We start from the raw sequence: 17,510 nt of genomic DNA, 5'->3' as shown, positions 1-17,510 counted from the left end.
CTGCCACCTGACCCACCGCTTCCAAGGAGTAACCACCGTGACACTCACCGGACATTCGCTCATCGCCGGACGACCTGTCGTCGGCGAAGGCAACAACGCCTTTGGGTTCAACCCCGCCAGCAACGAACAGCTCGAGCCCGCTTACACCCTGCTCACCGAGGACCAACTGACGGCAGCCACGGCCGCAGCCGCCGCGGCCTACCCGTCCTTCAGCACCCTCGATCCCGAGACGCACGCCAGCTTCCTGGAAGCCATCGCGAATAACATCGAGGCCATAGGTGACGAACTGATCCTCCGGGCAGGCCAGGAGACCGGCCTCCCCGCGGCCCGGCTGCAGGGCGAACGTGCCCGCACCTCGGGGCAGCTCCGGCTGTTCGCCACGGTGGTCAGGCAGGGCGATTTCCGGGGCGTCCGCATCGATCCGGCTTTGCCGGAGCGCACGCCGCTCCCCCGCGCCGACATCCGCCAGCGCCAGATTCCGCTGGGGCCGGTGGCCGTCTTCGGCGCGAGCAACTTCCCGTTGGCCTTTTCGACGGCGGGAGGAGACACCGCATCGGCCCTCGCCGCCGGCTGCCCGGTGGTCTTCAAGGCACACAACGCCCACCCTGGCACCGGCGAACTCGTCGGCCAGGCCATTGCGAAGGCCGTCCGCGACTCCGGGCTCCACCCCGGCGTCTTCTCACTCATCTACGGCCCCGGCAGCAGCATCGGCCAAGCCCTCGTTGCGGACCCGGCCATCAAGGCCGTAGGTTTCACCGGCTCGCAAAGTGCCGGCATCGCCCTGATGCGCACCGCGGCGGCACGGGCGGAGCCTATCCCGGTTTACGCGGAGATGTCCTCGCTCAACCCGGTCTTCGTCTTCCCCGGCGCCCTCAAGGGTGATGTCGACGCACTCGCCCAGCAGTACGTCGCGGCCGTCACCGGAAGTTCAGGGCAGCTCTGCACGTCCCCAGGCCTGCTGTTCGCGCCGGCCGGCGAGGCAGGCGACAAGCTGGCTGCCGCCGTCGGACGCGCAGTCTCCGCCTGTGCCGGCCAGACCATGCTGACCGCCGGCATCGCCGGTTCCTGGAACAACGGCGCCGAGGCGCTCGGATCCGCCGGCAACGTGACCGTCGTCGGCAAGGGCACCGCCGGCCCCACTGAGAACGCGCCGGCCCCCACCATCTTCGGGACCGACATCGCCGACTTCGTCAGCAACCACGTCCTGCACGCCGAGATCTTCGGCGCGGCAAGCCTGGTGATCCGCTACTCCACCGCGGAGGAACTGATCCAGGCGACCAACCGGCTCGAAGGCCAGCTCACCGCTTCCCTGCAGCTCACCGAAGAGGACTACCCGACGGCGGCGCAACTGCTGCCCGCCCTCGAACAGAAGGTGGGGCGGATCATCGTGAACGGCTGGCCCACCGGCGTCGAGGTGGGCCACGCTATGGTCCACGGCGGCCCCTTCCCGGCGACGTCGGACACCCGCACGACGTCGGTTGGCACCTTGGCCATCAACCGTTTCCTGCGGCCGGTCGCCTACCAGAACCTGCCCCAGGAGCTGCTCCCGGCTCCGCTGCAGGACGCCAACCCGTGGCACCTGAACCGCCGGATCGACGGCACGGTCGAAGCCGCAGCCGACGCAGAAGATAGGGTCAACGCATGAGCAGCCAGCCCACCGTCGCCAAGGTTGAGGTAGTTCCCGTCGCCGGATACGACAGCATGCTAATGAACCTCAGCGGCGCGCACGGACCGTTCTTCACGCGCAATGTGGTGATCATTACCGACTCGGACGGACGCTCCGGCCTGGGTGAAGTCCCCGGCGGGGAGAAGATCCGCACCACCATTGAGGAGGCCGGGGCGTTCATTGCCAGCAAACCGGTGGCCCGCTACCGCTCGCTGCTGCGGGAGATCGCGGCCGAGTTTGCGGACCGCGACGCCGGCGGCCGCGGGCTGCAGACCTTCGACCTCCGCACCACCGTCCACGCGGTCACCGCCGTCGAATCCGCCCTGCTGGACCTCCACGGCCAGTTCCTGGGCGTCCCGGTGGCCGAACTGCTCGGTGACGGGCAGCAGCGCTCCTCCGTTCCGATGCTCGGGTACCTCTTCTTCGTCGGCGACCGCCGGCGGACGGACCTGCCGTACCTGGTGGAGGATGCGCCGGCGGACCGCTGGGAGAGGCTGCGCCGGCAGGAGGCCATGACACCTGCGGCGGTGGTTGCCCTGGCCGAAGCGGCCCAGGAACGGTACGGCTTCAGTGACTTCAAGCTCAAGGGCGGAGTGCTGTCCGGCGGCGACGAAGTGGACGTGGTCACCGCCCTGGCCAAGCACTTCCCGGACGCCCGGGTCACCTTGGACCCGAACGGCGGCTGGCTGCTGGACGAGGCGATCCGACTCGGCAAGCGGATGCAGGGCGTGGTTGCCTACGCCGAGGACCCCTGCGGCGCCGAAGGCCGATTCTCCGGCCGCGAGATCATGGCCGAATTCCGCCGCGCCACAGGGCTCAAGACGGCCACTAACATGATTGCCACGGACTGGCGCGAAATGTCCCACGCGATCCGCAGCAACGCCGTCGATATTCCGCTCGCGGACCCGCACTTCTGGACCATGCACGGCTCCGTCCGGGTGGCGCAGCTCTGCCATGATTTCGGGCTCACCTGGGGCTCGCACTCCAACAACCACTTCGACATCTCACTGGCGATGTTCACGCACACCGGCGCGGCAGCCCCGGGCGAGATCACCGCGCTGGACACCCACTGGATCTGGCAGGACGGGCAGGGGCTGACCAAGGATCCGCTGCAGATCAAGGGCGGCGCCATCGAGGTCCCGGACGCGCCGGGCCTGGGCATCGAACTGGACCGTGACGCCCTGGACAAGGCCCACCAGCTCTACCTGGAGCACGGCCTGGATGCCCGGGACGACAGCATCGGGATGCAGTATTACGTCGACGGCTGGTCGTTCGACCCGAAGCGCCCCTGCCTGGTGCGGTAGACGTCCTGCGATAGAACTTAAGCTTCCGCACGGCCGGCCCTCCTGATGCAACGGCCGTGCGGGATCCAGGACTTACAGTAAATAGAAGGGCGCACTTTTGGGCGGCGTTGTCTCCGGAATACTTATTGTCTCCGCTGTCATTGCCGTGGGCTATTTCGCCGCCCGCTTCCGGATCCTGGGACCGGAAGTCCAGGGCGCACTGACCCGCACCGCCTATTACGTCACCAACCCGGCGCTGCTGTACACAGTGGTGGCCGGTAGCGATATCCGGGCAGCCCTTGGAACGGACGCCCCGCTGGCGTTGCTTTCGGCAGCAGTAGTGGGGCTTCTTTACTGCCTTGCCAGTTTTCTGTTTTTCCGCCGCCCCGCAGCCGAAACAGCCGTGGGCGCCATGGCCAGCAGCTACGCCAACGCGAACAACATCGGCATTCCGGTGTCGCTCTACGCCGTCGGAACGGCGCAGCACGTGGCACCGGTGCTGCTGGTGCAGATTTTGGTGATGGCGCCGTTCTATCTCACCGTGCTGGGCTTGGTGTCAGGCTCCAAAATCTCCTGGAAGAAGCTGCTGCTCCAGCCTTTCGCCAACCCGATGATTATCGCCTCCGGACTGGGTGCCGCCGTTGCCCTGACGGGCTGGAGCGCCCCGGACCTCATGCAGAAACCCATCGACATGCTGGCCGGTGGTGCCGTGCCCATGGTGCTGCTCGCCTTCGGGCTGTCCCTCGCCGGCCGGGCCCCGCTGCAGAAAGACGACGGCCGCACGGAAACCCTCGTGGCCACGTTCCTGAAAATTGCTGGAATGCCCCTCATTGTGTGGGTCCTGGGCCGCTTTGTTTTTGGCCTGGAGGGGCAGCATCTGCTGGCCAGCGTGATCATGGCCGCGCTGCCCACCGCCCAGAACGTGTTCCTCTTCGCGTCGCCGTACGGCCGCGGCATGACCGTAGCCCGCGACGTCATCCTCTGCACAACCGTCTTAAGTATCGGAGCGCTTCTCGTGGTGGCGTGGCTGGTGGGGTAGACGGCGGGGATCAACTACTTGTAATACATGTTTGATACTTGTATCCTAAGTAAGAGGGCAATGCAGCCCACCATCCTGCTTACGAGGAGCAAGCCATGAGCACCGTAGACCTCATCCGCCACGTAAAACTCTCCGCCGCCAGGCTTCCCCTCGCCGTGCCGATCAGCGACGCCAAGGTGTTTACCGGCCGCCAGAAGCCCATGACGGAAGTGGTCTTCCTCTTCGCCGAGATCACAACCGAACAAGGCCACAGCGGCATCGGCTTCAGCTACTCCAAGCGCGCAGGAGGCCCCGCCCAGTACGCGCACGCCAAAGAGGTGGCCGAGGGCATCATCGGTGAGGACCCCAACGACATCGGCAAGATCTACACGAAGCTCCTCTGGGCCGGCGCTTCCGTAGGCCGCTCAGGCGTGGCAACCCAGGCGCTGGCCGCCATCGACATCGCCCTCTATGACCTCAAGGCCAAGCGCGCCGGGCTTCCTCTCGCCAAGCTGCTGGGCTCCTACCGCGACTCCGTCCAGACCTACAACACGTCCGGCGGCTTCCTCAACGCCTCCCTGGACGAGGTCAAGGCACGCGCAACCCAGTCCATCAACGAAGGCATCGGCGGCATCAAGATCAAGGTGGGCCTCCCCGATAGCAAAGAGGACCTGCGCCGCGTGGCCGGAATCCGCGAACACATCGGCTGGGACGTACCGCTCATGGTGGATGCCAACCAGCAGTGGGACCGCGCCACCGCCCTGCGGATGGGCCGGCAGTTGGAGGAATTCAACCTCATCTGGATCGAAGAACCGCTGGACGCCTACGACTTCGAAGGCCATGCCCACCTCGCCCAGGTTCTGGACACCCCTATCGCCACCGGCGAGATGCTGGCGTCCGTGGCCGAGCACAAGGGCCTGATCAACGCCAATGGCTGCGACATCATCCAGCCCGATGCACCCCGCGTCGGCGGCATCACCCAGTTCCTGCGCCTGGCCGCCCTGGCGGACGAGCGGGGCCTGGGCCTCGCCCCGCACTTCGCCATGGAAATCCACCTGCACCTCGCCGCCGCCTACCCCCGCGAACCGTGGGTGGAGCACTTCGACTGGCTCGACCCGCTGTTCAATGAGCGCCTCGAAACCAAGAACGGCCGCATGCTGGTTCCGGACCGCCCGGGCCTCGGCGTGTCCCTCAGCGACCAGGCACGCGCCTGGACCACCGAATCCGTGGAGTTCGGCGCGTAACCTTGAACGCATGAGCCGGAACCTGACCGCGGACCTCGCCGCCGACCTTCGCACGCGCATTGTTGACGGCGCCATCCAGCCCGGCGACAAGCTGCCCAGCGAAAACACGCTGATCGGCGAGTTCGGCGTCAGCCGCACCGTGGTCCGGGCAGCCCTGACCCGGCTGCAGGCAGAGGGACTGGTGGAAACCGAACGGGGGCGGGGCAGCTTCGCACTGACCCCGCCCCCGGCCGGTGATCCGTGGGCCCCCGGCGGCCGGCCGGTGACCAGCCTGGAGGACCGGCTCCGCCTGCTCGAGTTCCGCATCGGCGTCGAATCCGAGGCTGCCGCACTGGCCGCGCGAAACCGGACGGACCGGCAGTTGAGGGCCGTGCAGAAAGCACTGGAGGACTTCACGTCAAGCAGCGGCCACCCGGCGCATGCAATGAAGGCCGACTACGAATTCCACAAAGCCATCGCCGCCGCGTCCGGGAACCCCTTCTACTCCGACTCCCTGGCCTCACTGGGCCAGACCATGATTGCCATGCCACGCACCCGGCTGATCACCGGCGACGAACACTCCGCCCGCGACCACTTCGACCAAGTGGTCCACGAGCACGAATCGATCTATGCGGCCATCGCGGAAGGTGACGTGCCGTCGTCGTCGGCTGCCATGCGCAGCCACCTGGCCAACTCAAGGCGGCGGCTGCGGGCCGGCCGCCAGTAGACCCGGCCAGTTGCCGCTGCTGGCTGGCCGGCCGGGCGCCGCTCAGGCGTGGAGGTCAGCCGGCCGCTCAGAAAGTCTCGATCAGCTCAAGAAGCCTCAAGACAGCGGGGTTGGCCGTCTCTTCGTTCCACGCCAGCTCCAGGTCCACGCGGTTCAGCTCCTGGATTCCGTGCCGCCCGTCAATCTCGTGGAATTCCACTCCTGCGGGGGCGAAAGCCATGGCCGAGGCTGGGACGAGCGTCACCCCCAGGCCAGCCTGGACGAAGGCCAGAAGCGCAGGGACCTGGCTCGCGTACTGCGTGACGTTGGCGTGCGCGCCGGCGCTGGCGAACAGCCGGAGTACCAGGTCGTGGAAGTACCGGGCCTCCTTGGTGGAGTACATCAGCAGCGGCAGCCTGTCCAAGGATCCAAGCGGCAGCGGCTCCCCCTCCGGCGCCGCCATGTTGCCCAGCAGCGAACTCCCCTCAGGCAGCGCCACCACCAGCCGGTCCTGCATGAGCGGCCGTGACACCACACCGGGCCGGGCGACGATGGGCCGCAGCAGGCCGATGTCAACGCTGCCCTTCACCAGCCCGTCCATCTGGTCCGTTGAGACCAGTTCCCGGAGCACAAAGGACACTCCCGGCATCCCTTCCGCGGCGCGCCGCAGCATCAGCGGCAGGGCGCTCTGACCGGCTATGGCCGTGTACCCCACTGTGATGGCACCCGCCTCGCCGGAGGACACCCGGCGGACATCCAGGTCGGTCTTAATACACATATCCAGGATCTGGCGTGCCCTCGGCAGCAGGGTGGCGCCTGCGGCCGTCAGCTCCACCTTCCTGCTGGTGCGGCCGAACAGCTGGGTACCCAGCTTCTTCTCAAGCATCTGGATCTGGCGGCTCAGCGGCGGCTGGGTCATGTTGAGCCGCTCAGCCGCGGCGCCGAAGTGGAGCTCTTCAGCGACGGCCACAAACGCCTCTAACGGTGGTAGCGAAAACATTCATACCTTTACTGAATTATTGAGTGCACAAATTAGCTTGGACTTAGATCGATGACTCCCCTTATGGTCGGTGAACGGAGCAGGTAAATCAACCCCGAGGCAACCCAAGGAGCACAGCGCTGTGGACCAGGCATACGATCCCGCCCAGTACGTCAACCAGGCCAGGATTACCGGCGTCTCCATCACGCCGGTAGCGTTCAAGGACCCTCCGCTCCTGAACACCGTGGGCGTTCACGAACCGTTCGCGCTGCGGGCGATCGTGGAGGTCCGGACGGATGCCGGAGTATCGGGCTTCGGTGAAACCTACGGGGATGCCGGCCATATTGCCCGCCTCCGGCTCGCAGCTGCGGCCGTGCCCGGCACGGACATTTTCAACATCAACGTGCTGCGCCTCCGGATCGCCCAGGCCCTGCAGCAGGACACCATCCAGGGCGGGCACGGCATGAGCGGCATGGTCACCGGTTCCAGCACAGCGGACCGCGTCCTGTCCGCGTTCGACGTCGCCGCGCTGGATATCCAGGGCAGACTCCTCGGCCGGCCGGTCAGCGACCTCCTGGGCGGCGCCGTCCGTGACTCCGTGCAGTTCAGCGGATACCTGTTCTACAAGTGGGCGGGCCACCCCGGCCAGGAAGACGACGCCTGGGGTGCGGCCCTGGACCCGGCCGGGATTGTGCAGCAGGCACGGACCATGGTGGACCGCTACGGTTTCAGCGCACTCAAACTCAAAGCCGGGGTGTTCCCGCCGGAAGAAGAGATCGCCGCCATCCATGCCCTCCGCGCCGCGTTCCCCGACCTCCCCCTCCGCATCGATCCCAACGGCGCTTGGACAGTGGAGACCTCCATCCGCGTGGGCAAGGAATTGCACGGCGTCCTGGAGTACCTTGAGGACCCCACACCAGGCATTGAAGGCATGGCGGCGGTGCGCAGCGAGGTAGGCATGCCACTGGCCACGAACATGTGCGTGGTCAGCTTCGCGGACGTGGCCCCTGCCGTGGCGGCCGGGGCAGTGGATGTCATCCTCTCGGACCACCACTTCTGGGGCGGCCTCCGCCGGACCCAGTTCCTGGCTGGCATTACCGAGACGTTCGGCCTGGGGCTGTCCATGCATTCCAATTCCCACCTGGGCATCAGCCTCGCCGCCATGGTCCATTTGGCGGCGGCGACCCCCAACCTCGACTACGCGTGCGACACGCACTGGCCCTGGAAGGACCCGTCGGAGGACGTCATTGCCGACGGTGTGTTCACGTTCAAGGACGGCGCCGTCAAGGTCCCCACAGGCCCGGGCCTCGGGGTCGAGGTGGACCGTGACGCCCTGGAGCGCCTACACCGCCAGTACTTGGACTGCGGGATCAGGAGCCGGGACGACACCGGCTATATGCAGCGACTCCACCCCTCCTACGAGCTTCAGGGTCCCCGGTGGTAAACACCGGAGAACAGGCTCCGGTCCGTCTTGAATCACTGAAGATCGTGGTCACCGATCCCATCATCAGCCGCTTCGAGGACCGGCTAAAGGTCGACGGCGGCACTCACCAGTGGGATATGGCGGCGGCTTGGACTCCCGGCCGCCGGCTGGAAGCCCTGGCGGGCGCCGACGTAGTAGTTTGCTCCGTCCTCGGCCCCGTGGAAGCGGAGGCCGCCGGCCGCGTGCGGCTGGTCCATGTGACAGGAGCGGGCTACGACAAGATTTCCTTCCCGCACCTGCTGCCGTCAGCCTTGGTGGCCAACACCTTCCACCACGCACGGCCCATCGCCGAGCACGTCCTGATGGTCACCCTGATGCTTTCCCGCAATGTTGCGGCAGCCGACCGGGAGGTCCGCCAGGGACAGTGGCGGACCATCGCAACGGCCGACGACGTGCCGTTCCATCCCGTCCTCGCTGACCTGACGCTGGGCCTGGTGGGCCTGGGGTCCATCGGCGCCGAGGTTGCCCGCGTGGCCGGAGCACTGGGCATGAAGGTCCGCGCTGTCCGGCGCAGTCCTTCGGCTGCCCTGCCGCAGGGGGTCCGCCTCGACTGGGTGGGCGGGATCCGCGAGCTCCACCGGCTCCTGGCGGCGTCCGACGTCGTGGTGGTGACCGTCCCGCTGGAGTCCGGGACGGAGGGGATGATCGGGGCAGCAGAACTGTCCGCCATGAAACCGTCAGCGTTCCTTATTAACGTGGCACGCGGACCGGTGGTGGAACAGGCGGCACTGTTCGCGGCACTGAAGGAGCGGCGGATCGCCGGAGCCGGCCTCGACGTCTGGTGGGGGTCGCCAGCGGACGGCGCAATTCCGCCCGCTGAACTGCCCTTCGCATCCCTGCCGAACACCGTGCTGACCCCGCACCATTCCGGCCATGCACGCACTACCTTTGAAAGCCGTGCCGCTGACATCGCCGCCAATATCGGGCTGCTTGCGCGCGGCGGGGCGCTTGTGAACCTGGTGCCGCGGCCCGTCCCGGCTAGGTAGCCGCCACGACCAGCTGCACGATCAGCAACGTGCTCCCCAGCGCCGACGCACCCAGGGCCAGCGCCTTCAGGCGTGCGGCATTGAGGAAGCGGTTCACGAACCGGGACGCCACGTAGCCGCCAACTGCCGCGGGAACCATCCACAGCGCCACGGACAGCATCTCTGCGGTGACCGCGCCGGTGATCCAGAGCATCACCATCGAAATCGACGATCCCACCATAAAGAAGGCGCTCATGGTGCCGCGCAGCCGGGGACCGTCGTGTCCTTGCCAGACCAGGGCCATGGGCGGGCCGCCGATGGAGGTGGCCGTGCCCATGATGCCGGAGGCCGCACCCGCAGCGATGAGGTTGGTCCGGACGGGTCGGGGCGCCCAGCCGCGGACCGCAAGGATGAGGCCGGTCAGCACGACGGCCACCACCACCCAGGCCAGACCCTCCTTCGACAGGGCGGCCACCAGCCACGCGCCAAGGAGACTCCCGGGAATCCTGCCCACTAACGCCCAGCCCGTGCCCCGCAGGTCCAGGCTTTGCCGTTCCCGCACGGTCACCATGACGGTGACGAGCAGGGCCAGGAGGATCAGTGTGGCCGGAAGCAGCGCCGGATCCACCATCGCGATCACCGGCGCCGCCAGCATGCCCATGCCGAAGCCGCTGGACGCCTGAAGGCATGCGGCCAGGAAGATCACACCGGCGATGACGGCATACTCGGCACCAGTCACTCGGGGCCCGTCACGGGGCGGCGGCAGTGGCAGTTGCCGTGGCCTTGGTGCCAGCGGCAGCAGTCGCCGGGGCGCCCGTCAGGCCCTTGATGGAGTCGAGCGGAAAATGGCACTCCGCAATATGCTTCGTGCCGTCAGGGGCCGCGAGGACCTGCGGTTCCGGCGACACTTTAGCGCAGATGTCCTGGGCTTTCCAGCACCGCGTCCGGAAGCGGCATCCCGACGGCGGATCCAGCGGAGAGGGGAGCTCGCCTTGGAGGACAATCCTGTCCCGCTTGGTCCCACTGACGTCAAGCTTCGGGGACGCCGACATCAGGGCCGCCGTATAGGGGTGCCGGGGATGGTCAAAGACTTCCTCAGTGGCCCCTGTCTCGATGATCCGTCCGAGGTACATCACGGCCACCCTGTCTGCCACATGGCGGACCACCGTCAGGTCGTGCGAGATGAAGATGTAGGACACCCCGAGATCCTGCTGGAGCTGGTTGAGCAAGTTCAGGACCTGTGCCTGAACGGAAAGGTCCAGGGCTGAGACCGGCTCGTCGAGGATGATGACGTCCGGGTTTAGGGCCAGGGCCCGGGCAATGCCGATGCGCTGGCGCTGACCGCCGGAGAATTCCTGCGGCGACTTGCGTGCGTCGGAGGGACGCAGCCCCACCATGTGCAGCAGTTCCCGGACCCTGGCTTCGCGTTCCCTGGACGTCCGGTAGAGGCTACGGTGAGTGGCCCACGGCTCGGCGATGATGTCGCCGGCGTTCATCCGGGCGTTCAAGGACGCAAATGGGTCCTGGAATACCATCTGCACCCGCCGTCGCCAGCCCAGCAGTTCTTTACCGCGGAGCCCGAAGGGATTCGTTCCCTCAAAGCTCACGTGCCCTTCATCCGGTGTTTCCAGCATCATCAGGGTCCGCGCCAGGGTGGACTTGCCGCAGCCTGACTCGCCTACCAGCCCTAGGGTTTCCCCGCGGCCCACCGTCAGGCTGATGCCGTCCAGGGCTTTGAGCCGGGTGTTGCCGCTGGCGCTCTTGGCCACGTGGAACGTCTTGGTCAGGCCGTCGATTCTCAGAAGCGGCTCAGACATTGTTGATCTCCTCGCTGAAGTGGCAGGCGGCCATGCGGACGGGCCGCGGTTCCCGGCCGGAAGGGGCGTTCACCGGGTTGCCGGAAGCGGCGCCGGGGGCGGCGCCGGCTACCGGGCGGAGCAGGGGACGCTCGGCCCGGCAGATGTCCTGCACCAGTGGGCAGCGGGACTGGTAGACGCAGCCGGCGGGAATGTCGTGGAGCTCCGGCGGGCTGCCGGCAATGGACTTCAGCTGGGCGCCCCGCCCCAGGTGGACGGGCACCGATTCCAGCAGGCCCTTGGTATAGGGGTGGCGGGGGTCGGAGAAAAGCTCGGCGACCGGGCCGCTCTCCACCACGTTTCCGGCGTACATCACAGCCACGGAGTCAGCTTCCTCGGCCACCACCGCGAGGTCGTGGGTAATGAGGATGACGGCCATTTGGCCCTCCTCACGGAGCTTCCGCAGCAGCTGCATGATTTGCGCCTGGACCGTGACGTCGAGCGCGGTGGTGGGTTCATCGGCGATCAGCAGGCGCGGGTTGAGGGCCACGGCCATGGCGATGAGGATGCGCTGGCGCATGCCGCCGGAGAACTGGTGCGGGTAGGAATTGATCCTGGATTCCGGCTCGGGGATTCCGACGCGCTTCATCAGGTCAATCGCCTTGACCCGGGCCTCCTTGGCACTGAGCCCGCGGTGGATGCGGAAGGCCTCGCCCAGTTGCGTGCCCACCGTATAGACGGGGTTCAGCGCCGTCAGCGCGTCCTGGAAGACGATGCCCAACTCCGGCCCGGCAAACTTGAGCCGTTCCTTGGCGCTGAGTGCGGCGAGATCGGTGCCGTTGAGGACGATTTCGCCGTCGGCCAGGTCGCAGACCGGATCCATGATCCCGGCCAGCGCCTTGGCTGTCATGGACTTACCGCAGCCGGATTCCCCGAGCAACGCCAGCGTTTCGCCGGCGCGAGCTTCGAAGGCCACGCTGTTGACAGCGCGCACGGTACCGCGGTGCGTGCGGATGTCCACCGCGAGGTCACGTACCTGCAGGACGACGTCGTGCGCCTTCGCCTGCACGGGGGGTGCAGCTGCACCGGCGGCACGCGAGCGTCTTGCGGGAGCTTGGTCAGTAGCTGTTTTCACGGCTTTGCCTCCTTGACTGGAATGCGGCCGGTCAGCCGCTTGCGGGGAAGTGCCAGGCGCCAGCGCTGGGCCGGATCAGTAGCGATCCGCAGCCAGGCGGCGAGTACATTGGCGGCAATGGTGGTGACCACGATCGCGACGCCGGGGAATATCGACAACCACCAGGCGGTCTGCAGGTACTGCCGGCCCTGGGAGACCATCAGGCCCCAGCTGACGTCCGGCGGCTGGATGCCGATGCCCAGGAAGCTCAGTGATGACTCGGCGAGCATCACATAGCAGAACTCGAGGGTGGCCAGCGTCAAAAGCGTCGGCAGCACCACGGGAATGACGTGCCGGACGATGATCGCATTGGGCTTGGCACCGAAGGTGCGGGCCGCGTCCACGAATGTACGGCTTTGGAGCTCCGCCGATTCGGCGCGGGCGGTGCGCAGGTAGATAGGGATGCGGGTAAGGGCCAGAATCAACACGATATTCGCTGCGCTCGGGCTAAACACATAAAGCACGACGACGGCGAGCAGCAGGGACGGGAAACTCATGATCACGTCGGCGATGCGCATGGACACGTTCTCCCGCCAACCCCGGTGATAGCCGGCCCACACGCCCCACAGGGAGCCAATGAGGAGGGCCACAGCGACTGCGGGCAAAGCGACGGAAAGCGTGGTCCGGCTGGCAACGACTAGCCGGGCCAGCATGCTGCGGCCCAGGGAATCGCTGCCCAGGAAGTATTCCCAGCCGTGTGCCAGCGTGAATGGTGCTTTGTTGGCGAACAGCAGGTTCTGTTTGGTGGCCAAGTCGCCCATCAACGCAGGACCAAGGAGTGCGGTCAGGCCGATGAAGACGAGGACCAGCGCAGAGACGGTGGCAAAGCGGTCCTTGAGCAAGAGGCGGAAGAGGCTCAGTTTCCCGTCCTGTTTTTCGTCCTTCTTTTGGTTCTGGTGTTCGTGGGCCGCCGGCAGCTTCTCTGGTGCCGCACCCTCAGTGAGTGAAGTCTTCATGGCTACTCCTATGCCTTTACCGTGACGGGACGGACGCGCGCGTCCAGCAGCGCATACCCCATGTCGATGAGGATGTTCAGGGCAAAGATCGCGACGGCAGTGAGCAGTACGGCTGCCTGCAGGACGGCGAAGTCCCGCTGCAAAATCGAATCGATCATGAGCTTTCCAATGCCCGGCCAGCCGAAGATGGTCTCCACCACCACGGCGCCGTTGACGAGGCCCACGGTCAGGTCACCGGCCACCGTCAGCGCAGGGGCGGCCGCATTTCGTAGCGCATGGTGCGTGACCACGCGGAGCTCGCCTGCTCCGCGGCTGCGGGCCAGTTTGATGTAGGGCTCCGAGAGGGCGGATACCATGGAGCCGCGGACAATCTGGACCAGCACGCCGAACGGCCGCAGGAGCAACGTGGCGATCGGCAGCACCCAGGCGCCGGCGCCCGACACACCTGATGTCGGGAGCCAGCCCAAGGTAATGGCGAAGACCCAGATGCCCACGATTGCCAGCCAGAAATCAGGGATCGAAGCGGCAGCCATGGAGACGAAACTTGAGATACGGTCCGCAATGCCGTTCGGCTTCAGCGCAGCCCAGCAACCGACCACCAAAGCCAGCAGCACGGCCAGCACCATGGTGGTGGCGGCCAGCTGCAGGGTGGCCGGAAAGGCACGCAGCGCCATGGCCGCGGCATCCTGCCCCGTGCGCAGCGACTGCCCGAAATCGAGCCGCAGCACTCCGCCGAAGTAGTCGGCCATCTGCACCAGCAGCGGCTGGTCCAGTCCGTTCCGCGCGGTGAAGTCGTCGCGCATCTGCTGGGTGGCATTCAGCGGCAGGTACAGGCTGGCGGGATTTCCCGTCATCCTGGCCAGCGCGAACACGCCAACGATCACCACCACCAGCGGCAAAGCGCTGGAGACAATCCGCTTTCTCAAGTAGATCAGCATGGCTGTCCTTCTTTCCCGGAGGTCCGCACTAGTTTGTCGGGGTCATTTCCGAAACACGCAGCTCGTCGCCACTGGACGAATTGGGCGTGTAATTCACGGACTTGGCCTTGCCGATGATGCCGGTCTGGTGCGAGATGTGGGCAAACTGGACAACCTTGTCGTTCTGGTAGGCGAAGATCTCCTCGAAGTCCTTCTTCCGCTCATCGCCGGAGGCCGCATCCGCCTTCTTGATCATGGCGTCAAACTCAGGCGTGCCGAAGTAGCTCTGCGCTCCAGTGGACAGCATGTACTGGTCAACCGTGAAGGCCGCATCACCGGCCTGGTTGCCGTGCTGGGTCATCAGCGCAACTGCGCCTTCGTCGTCCGCGAACGGGCGGACCTGGTAGGTCAGGTGCTGGCTGGTTTCCAGCATCTTCAGCTTCACGTTCAGGCCGGCCTGGCTCAGCTGCTCCTGCAGGACCTGGGCCAGTTCAGTGATCTTCGGGAACTGCGCGCTGCGGACTACCAGCGAGACCTGCGCGGACGTATCAACGCCGTCCGCCTTGGCATCGGCAACGAGGGACTTCGCCTTGTCCAGGTCGAACGGCCAGCCCTTCAGGTCGGCGTTGTGCCCCACAACGCCTTCCGGAATCAACTGGGCAGCCACCTGGTGCTTGCCCTGATAGAGGGAGTTGACGATTCCCTCCTTGTCGATGGCGTAATTAACTGCCTGGCGGACGCGGATGTCATTGAGCGGCGCCTCGTTGGCATCGAGCCGCAGTGCTACGGTCTCGTTGTTGGGGTAGTCGACGCCCAGGTCGCCGATGTTGTCGTCCGGGCTCAGTCCCATGGCAACATCAGCTTCGCCGCTGGTAATCATGGCAGCGCGAACCGAACTCTCGGAACGCCACTGGTACTCGGCCTTGGCATAGGCGGGCTTGTCTCCCCAATAGCCGTCCCAGCTGGACAAGGTGATCTTCTGGCCGGCGTCCCACTTCTCGATCTTGTACGGGCCCGTGCCAATCGGTTCACGGACCTTCTCCGTGGCACTCGTGGACGTCGGCACAACCTCCAGGAACGAAAGGCGCAGCGGCAGGATCGGGTCAGGTTCGGGAGTGGTAACAGTCAGGGTGGTGGCATCCACAGCCTTCACAGCGAGGTCCGCGTCGCCGAAGACGTAACCCTCCACGTTGCAGCCGAGCTTGGAGTTGACCGCCCTTTCGATGGTGAAGGCGGCGGCCTCGGCATTGAACGGTGTGCCGTCCTGGAACGTCACGCCTTCGCGCAGCTTAAGGGTCCACTCGGTATCGGTGGTGGCCTTCCATTCGGTGGCGAGCTTGGGCTCAAGTTCGCCACTGGTCGGGTTGCGTTCAATCAGCGGTTCGGTGACGTTCGAGCGCACCACAACGCCGGTGGAGGTCAGGTTGGACTCACAGGCTTCCAGCGTCGGCGGTTCCTGGCCGAGAACCACGCGCACCGTGTTCGAGGGGGCGGCGCCGGCGTCGGAATTAGCCACTGAACAGCCGCTAAGACCGAGCACCGCGACCGATGCCAGGACCGGCAATTTGAGGAAAGCGGCGGGAAATGGGGACTTTGAAGAAGACGTCATTGGATTCCTCCGAATTGGGTGTTGCGGCAGGGGTGTGCTCTTGCACCCGTGGAACCGGGCAACAAGATCAGCTGTTTCGGGCCGCGCTGGACTCAAGCTAGTTGAGGGCCACAGGCGCCACAAGGCTTTTGCCGCCCGCGCACAGCCCGCCGGAGTGCATACGACGGGCTCCAACATGCCGTGACGAGCACCACGCCTCCCAGAAATCCGCGCGGTTCCGCCGGAGTAGACACATCGATTCACTTCGGGAATCGAACAATGCCATTTACATGTTGGACGCGTATGGAGCGGAAACCTAGGGTGCACATATGAAGAACATCGCTGTCCTGCAGGTAGGGCCACTCATGCCAACCGTCCAAGAATCCATTAGGAGCGAATACGACGCCGTGAGGCTCCCCGATTCCACCCCGGAGCGGGAAGAATTCCTGCAGCACCATGGCGGGTCCTTCGAGGTTGCCGTGACGTCCGGAAAGTTCGGCGTGGGCCCGGACTTGATGCGCGCCCTCCCCAACCTTCGCGCGGTCATCAACTTCGGCGTCGGCTATGACACCACGGACGTTGCCCAGGCCGCCCGGCGCGGCATCGTGGTCAGCAACACCCCCGACGTCCTGAACGACTGCGTCGCGGATACTGCCATCGCGCTGTACCTCGACGTCCTACGCCGGGTGAGCGCCGCGGACCGCTTCGTTCGCCGCGGGGACTGGCTCAGCCAGGGCAACTTCCCGCTGGCCGGGAAAGCCAGCGGCAAGAGAGTGGGCATCCTGGGGCTGGGCCGGATCGGACGCGTCATCGCCCGCCGGCTCGAGGGCTTCGACTGCGACATCAGCTACCACAGCCGCAACCCGGTGGAGGGCGTCAGCTACAAGTACAAGGGCTCGCCGAGCGAGCTCGCTGCAGGTTGTGACGTGCTGGTTGTCGCCGCCGCCGGCGGCCCGGACTCAGCGAGGCTCGTGGACGCGAAAGTAATCAATGCGATCGGGCCCGACGGCTACCTGATCAACATCGCACGGGGATCCGTGGTGGATGAGGATGCCCTGGTGGCTGCCCTGCTGGCCGGCCGGCTCGCCGGTGCGGGGCTGGACGTTTTCGAGGAGGAGCCCAAGGTCCCCGAAGACCTCCTCGCTCTGGACAACGTCGTCTTGCTGCCGCATCTGGGCAGTGGAACCCACGAAACGAGGGCGGCAATGGCAGAACTTACGCTCGCAAACCTGCATCAGTTCATGGCAACCGGTTCGGTCCTCACGGGAGTGCAGGCATGAGCGTGGCTGTGGGATATGTGGCCAGCCAGGAGGGCCGGGCCGCCCTCAGCGCCGCCATCGAGGAGGCCGCGCTGAGGAGGACCGCTCTGCAGATCATGGGCCCCGTGGCGGGCGAAGCGTCCGCTGCGGCGGACTCGGACATCCGCGATGCCATCGCCGCGGCAGCGGCAGCGGGCGTGCAGGCTACGCTCCGCCCTCATGACGGCACGGACGCCGCGGACCTGATGATCGATGCCTCGTACGAAGAGGACGTTGAACTGATTGTGATCGGAGTGCGGCGGCGCTCCCCGGTGGGAAAGCTGTTCCTAGGCAGCACTGCCCAGCGGGTCATCCTTGAGGCCGGTTGCCCGGTCACTGCGGTAAAGGCCGACGTAGGCCCACGCCTCTGAGCTATGGACCTCCGCGGTGCCCTGTAGGTATCACGCAATGCAATAGACGAGTTGGACGTGCATCACAGCGGTTGAATAAAGTCGAGG

Annotated in this window: 16 protein-coding genes; 9 read left to right on the top strand and 7 right to left on the bottom strand. The window is 66.1% G+C overall.

What is annotated here, in order from left to right; all coding sequences use genetic code 11:
• Positions 1-37 precede the first annotated feature (37 nt).
• The 5 genes from AC1MDG_RS00260 to AC1MDG_RS00240 all read left to right on the top strand — a co-directional run bounded on the left by AC1MDG_RS00260 (position 38) and on the right by AC1MDG_RS00240 (position 5,917).
• Positions 38-1,645, top strand: a complete 1,608-nt coding sequence (locus AC1MDG_RS00260; protein WP_479806783.1) for an aldehyde dehydrogenase (NADP(+)) — start codon at positions 38-40, stop codon at positions 1,643-1,645.
• Positions 1,642-2,970 (top strand): enolase C-terminal domain-like protein, encoded by a 1,329-nt coding sequence (locus AC1MDG_RS00255; RefSeq protein ID WP_479806782.1) that lies wholly within the window; start codon positions 1,642-1,644, stop codon positions 2,968-2,970. Before AC1MDG_RS00260 ends, AC1MDG_RS00255 begins: the two co-directional genes overlap by 4 nt.
• A 97-nt stretch (positions 2,971-3,067) precedes the next feature.
• A complete protein-coding gene (locus AC1MDG_RS00250; RefSeq protein WP_479806781.1) occupies positions 3,068-3,988 on the top strand; it encodes an AEC family transporter in 921 nt (306 codons plus the stop codon).
• 95 nt (positions 3,989-4,083) lie between these two features.
• Positions 4,084-5,211 (top strand): L-talarate/galactarate dehydratase, encoded by a 1,128-nt coding sequence (locus AC1MDG_RS00245; RefSeq protein ID WP_479806780.1) that lies wholly within the window; start codon positions 4,084-4,086, stop codon positions 5,209-5,211.
• 10 nt (positions 5,212-5,221) lie between these two features.
• Positions 5,222-5,917, top strand: a complete 696-nt coding sequence (locus tag AC1MDG_RS00240) for a FadR/GntR family transcriptional regulator (RefSeq protein WP_479806779.1) — start codon at positions 5,222-5,224, stop codon at positions 5,915-5,917.
• 67 nt (positions 5,918-5,984) lie between these two features.
• Here the strand turns inward: AC1MDG_RS00240 and AC1MDG_RS00235 are convergent, their stop codons facing one another.
• Positions 5,985-6,896, bottom strand: a complete 912-nt coding sequence (locus AC1MDG_RS00235) for a LysR family transcriptional regulator (RefSeq protein ID WP_479806778.1) — start codon at positions 6,894-6,896, stop codon at positions 5,985-5,987.
• 121 nt (positions 6,897-7,017) lie between these two features.
• Between AC1MDG_RS00235 and AC1MDG_RS00230 the strand changes: the two genes are divergently transcribed.
• Together AC1MDG_RS00230 and AC1MDG_RS00225 are read left to right on the top strand one after the other, a co-directional pair.
• Positions 7,018-8,319 carry a glucarate dehydratase family protein gene (locus AC1MDG_RS00230; protein WP_479806777.1) on the top strand — a complete coding sequence of 434 codons (1,302 nt, stop codon included), beginning with the start codon at positions 7,018-7,020 and terminating at the stop codon, positions 8,317-8,319.
• A complete protein-coding gene (locus AC1MDG_RS00225) occupies positions 8,313-9,344 on the top strand; it encodes a 2-hydroxyacid dehydrogenase (protein ID WP_479806776.1) in 1,032 nt (343 codons plus the stop codon). The genes AC1MDG_RS00230 and AC1MDG_RS00225 overlap by 7 nt, the downstream gene beginning before the upstream one ends.
• Here AC1MDG_RS00225 and AC1MDG_RS00220 read toward each other — a convergent pair.
• Genes AC1MDG_RS00220 through AC1MDG_RS00195 form a run of 6 tightly spaced genes read right to left on the bottom strand, consistent with a single transcriptional unit; the run spans position 9,337 to position 15,682 of the window.
• A complete protein-coding gene (locus AC1MDG_RS00220; protein ID WP_479806775.1) occupies positions 9,337-10,062 on the bottom strand; it encodes a sulfite exporter TauE/SafE family protein in 726 nt (241 codons plus the stop codon). The two genes, AC1MDG_RS00225 and AC1MDG_RS00220, sit on opposite strands and share 8 nt — an antisense overlap.
• A 10-nt stretch (positions 10,063-10,072) precedes the next feature.
• Positions 10,073-11,140, bottom strand: a complete 1,068-nt coding sequence (locus tag AC1MDG_RS00215) for an ABC transporter ATP-binding protein (protein ID WP_479806774.1) — start codon at positions 11,138-11,140, stop codon at positions 10,073-10,075.
• Positions 11,133-12,254: an ABC transporter ATP-binding protein gene (locus tag AC1MDG_RS00210; protein ID WP_479806773.1), complete on the bottom strand. Its 1,122-nt coding sequence runs from the start codon at positions 12,252-12,254 to the stop codon at positions 11,133-11,135. The genes AC1MDG_RS00215 and AC1MDG_RS00210 overlap by 8 nt, the downstream gene beginning before the upstream one ends.
• Complete coding sequence (locus AC1MDG_RS00205) at positions 12,251-13,249, bottom strand: ABC transporter permease (protein WP_479806772.1); 999 nt, start codon at positions 13,247-13,249, stop codon at positions 12,251-12,253. The genes AC1MDG_RS00210 and AC1MDG_RS00205 overlap by 4 nt, the downstream gene beginning before the upstream one ends.
• Before the next feature lie 8 nt (positions 13,250-13,257).
• Positions 13,258-14,187, bottom strand: a complete 930-nt coding sequence (locus AC1MDG_RS00200) for an ABC transporter permease (protein WP_028272355.1) — start codon at positions 14,185-14,187, stop codon at positions 13,258-13,260.
• 28 nt (positions 14,188-14,215) lie between these two features.
• Positions 14,216-15,682 (bottom strand): ABC transporter substrate-binding protein, encoded by a 1,467-nt coding sequence (locus AC1MDG_RS00195; protein ID WP_479806771.1) that lies wholly within the window; start codon positions 15,680-15,682, stop codon positions 14,216-14,218.
• Between the two features lie 437 nt (positions 15,683-16,119).
• Here AC1MDG_RS00195 and AC1MDG_RS00190 point away from each other — a divergent pair, with 437 nt between their 5' ends.
• A complete protein-coding gene (locus AC1MDG_RS00190) occupies positions 16,120-17,034 on the top strand; it encodes a 2-hydroxyacid dehydrogenase (protein WP_479806770.1) in 915 nt (304 codons plus the stop codon).
• Positions 17,031-17,423: a universal stress protein gene (locus tag AC1MDG_RS00185; RefSeq protein WP_479806769.1), complete on the top strand. Its 393-nt coding sequence runs from the start codon at positions 17,031-17,033 to the stop codon at positions 17,421-17,423. Before AC1MDG_RS00190 ends, AC1MDG_RS00185 begins: the two co-directional genes overlap by 4 nt.
• Positions 17,424-17,510 lie beyond the last annotated feature (87 nt).

Source organism: Arthrobacter sp. AIWTK1 (assembly GCF_056680535.1).
This window is presented reverse-complemented; position numbering and strand designations above follow the sequence as displayed.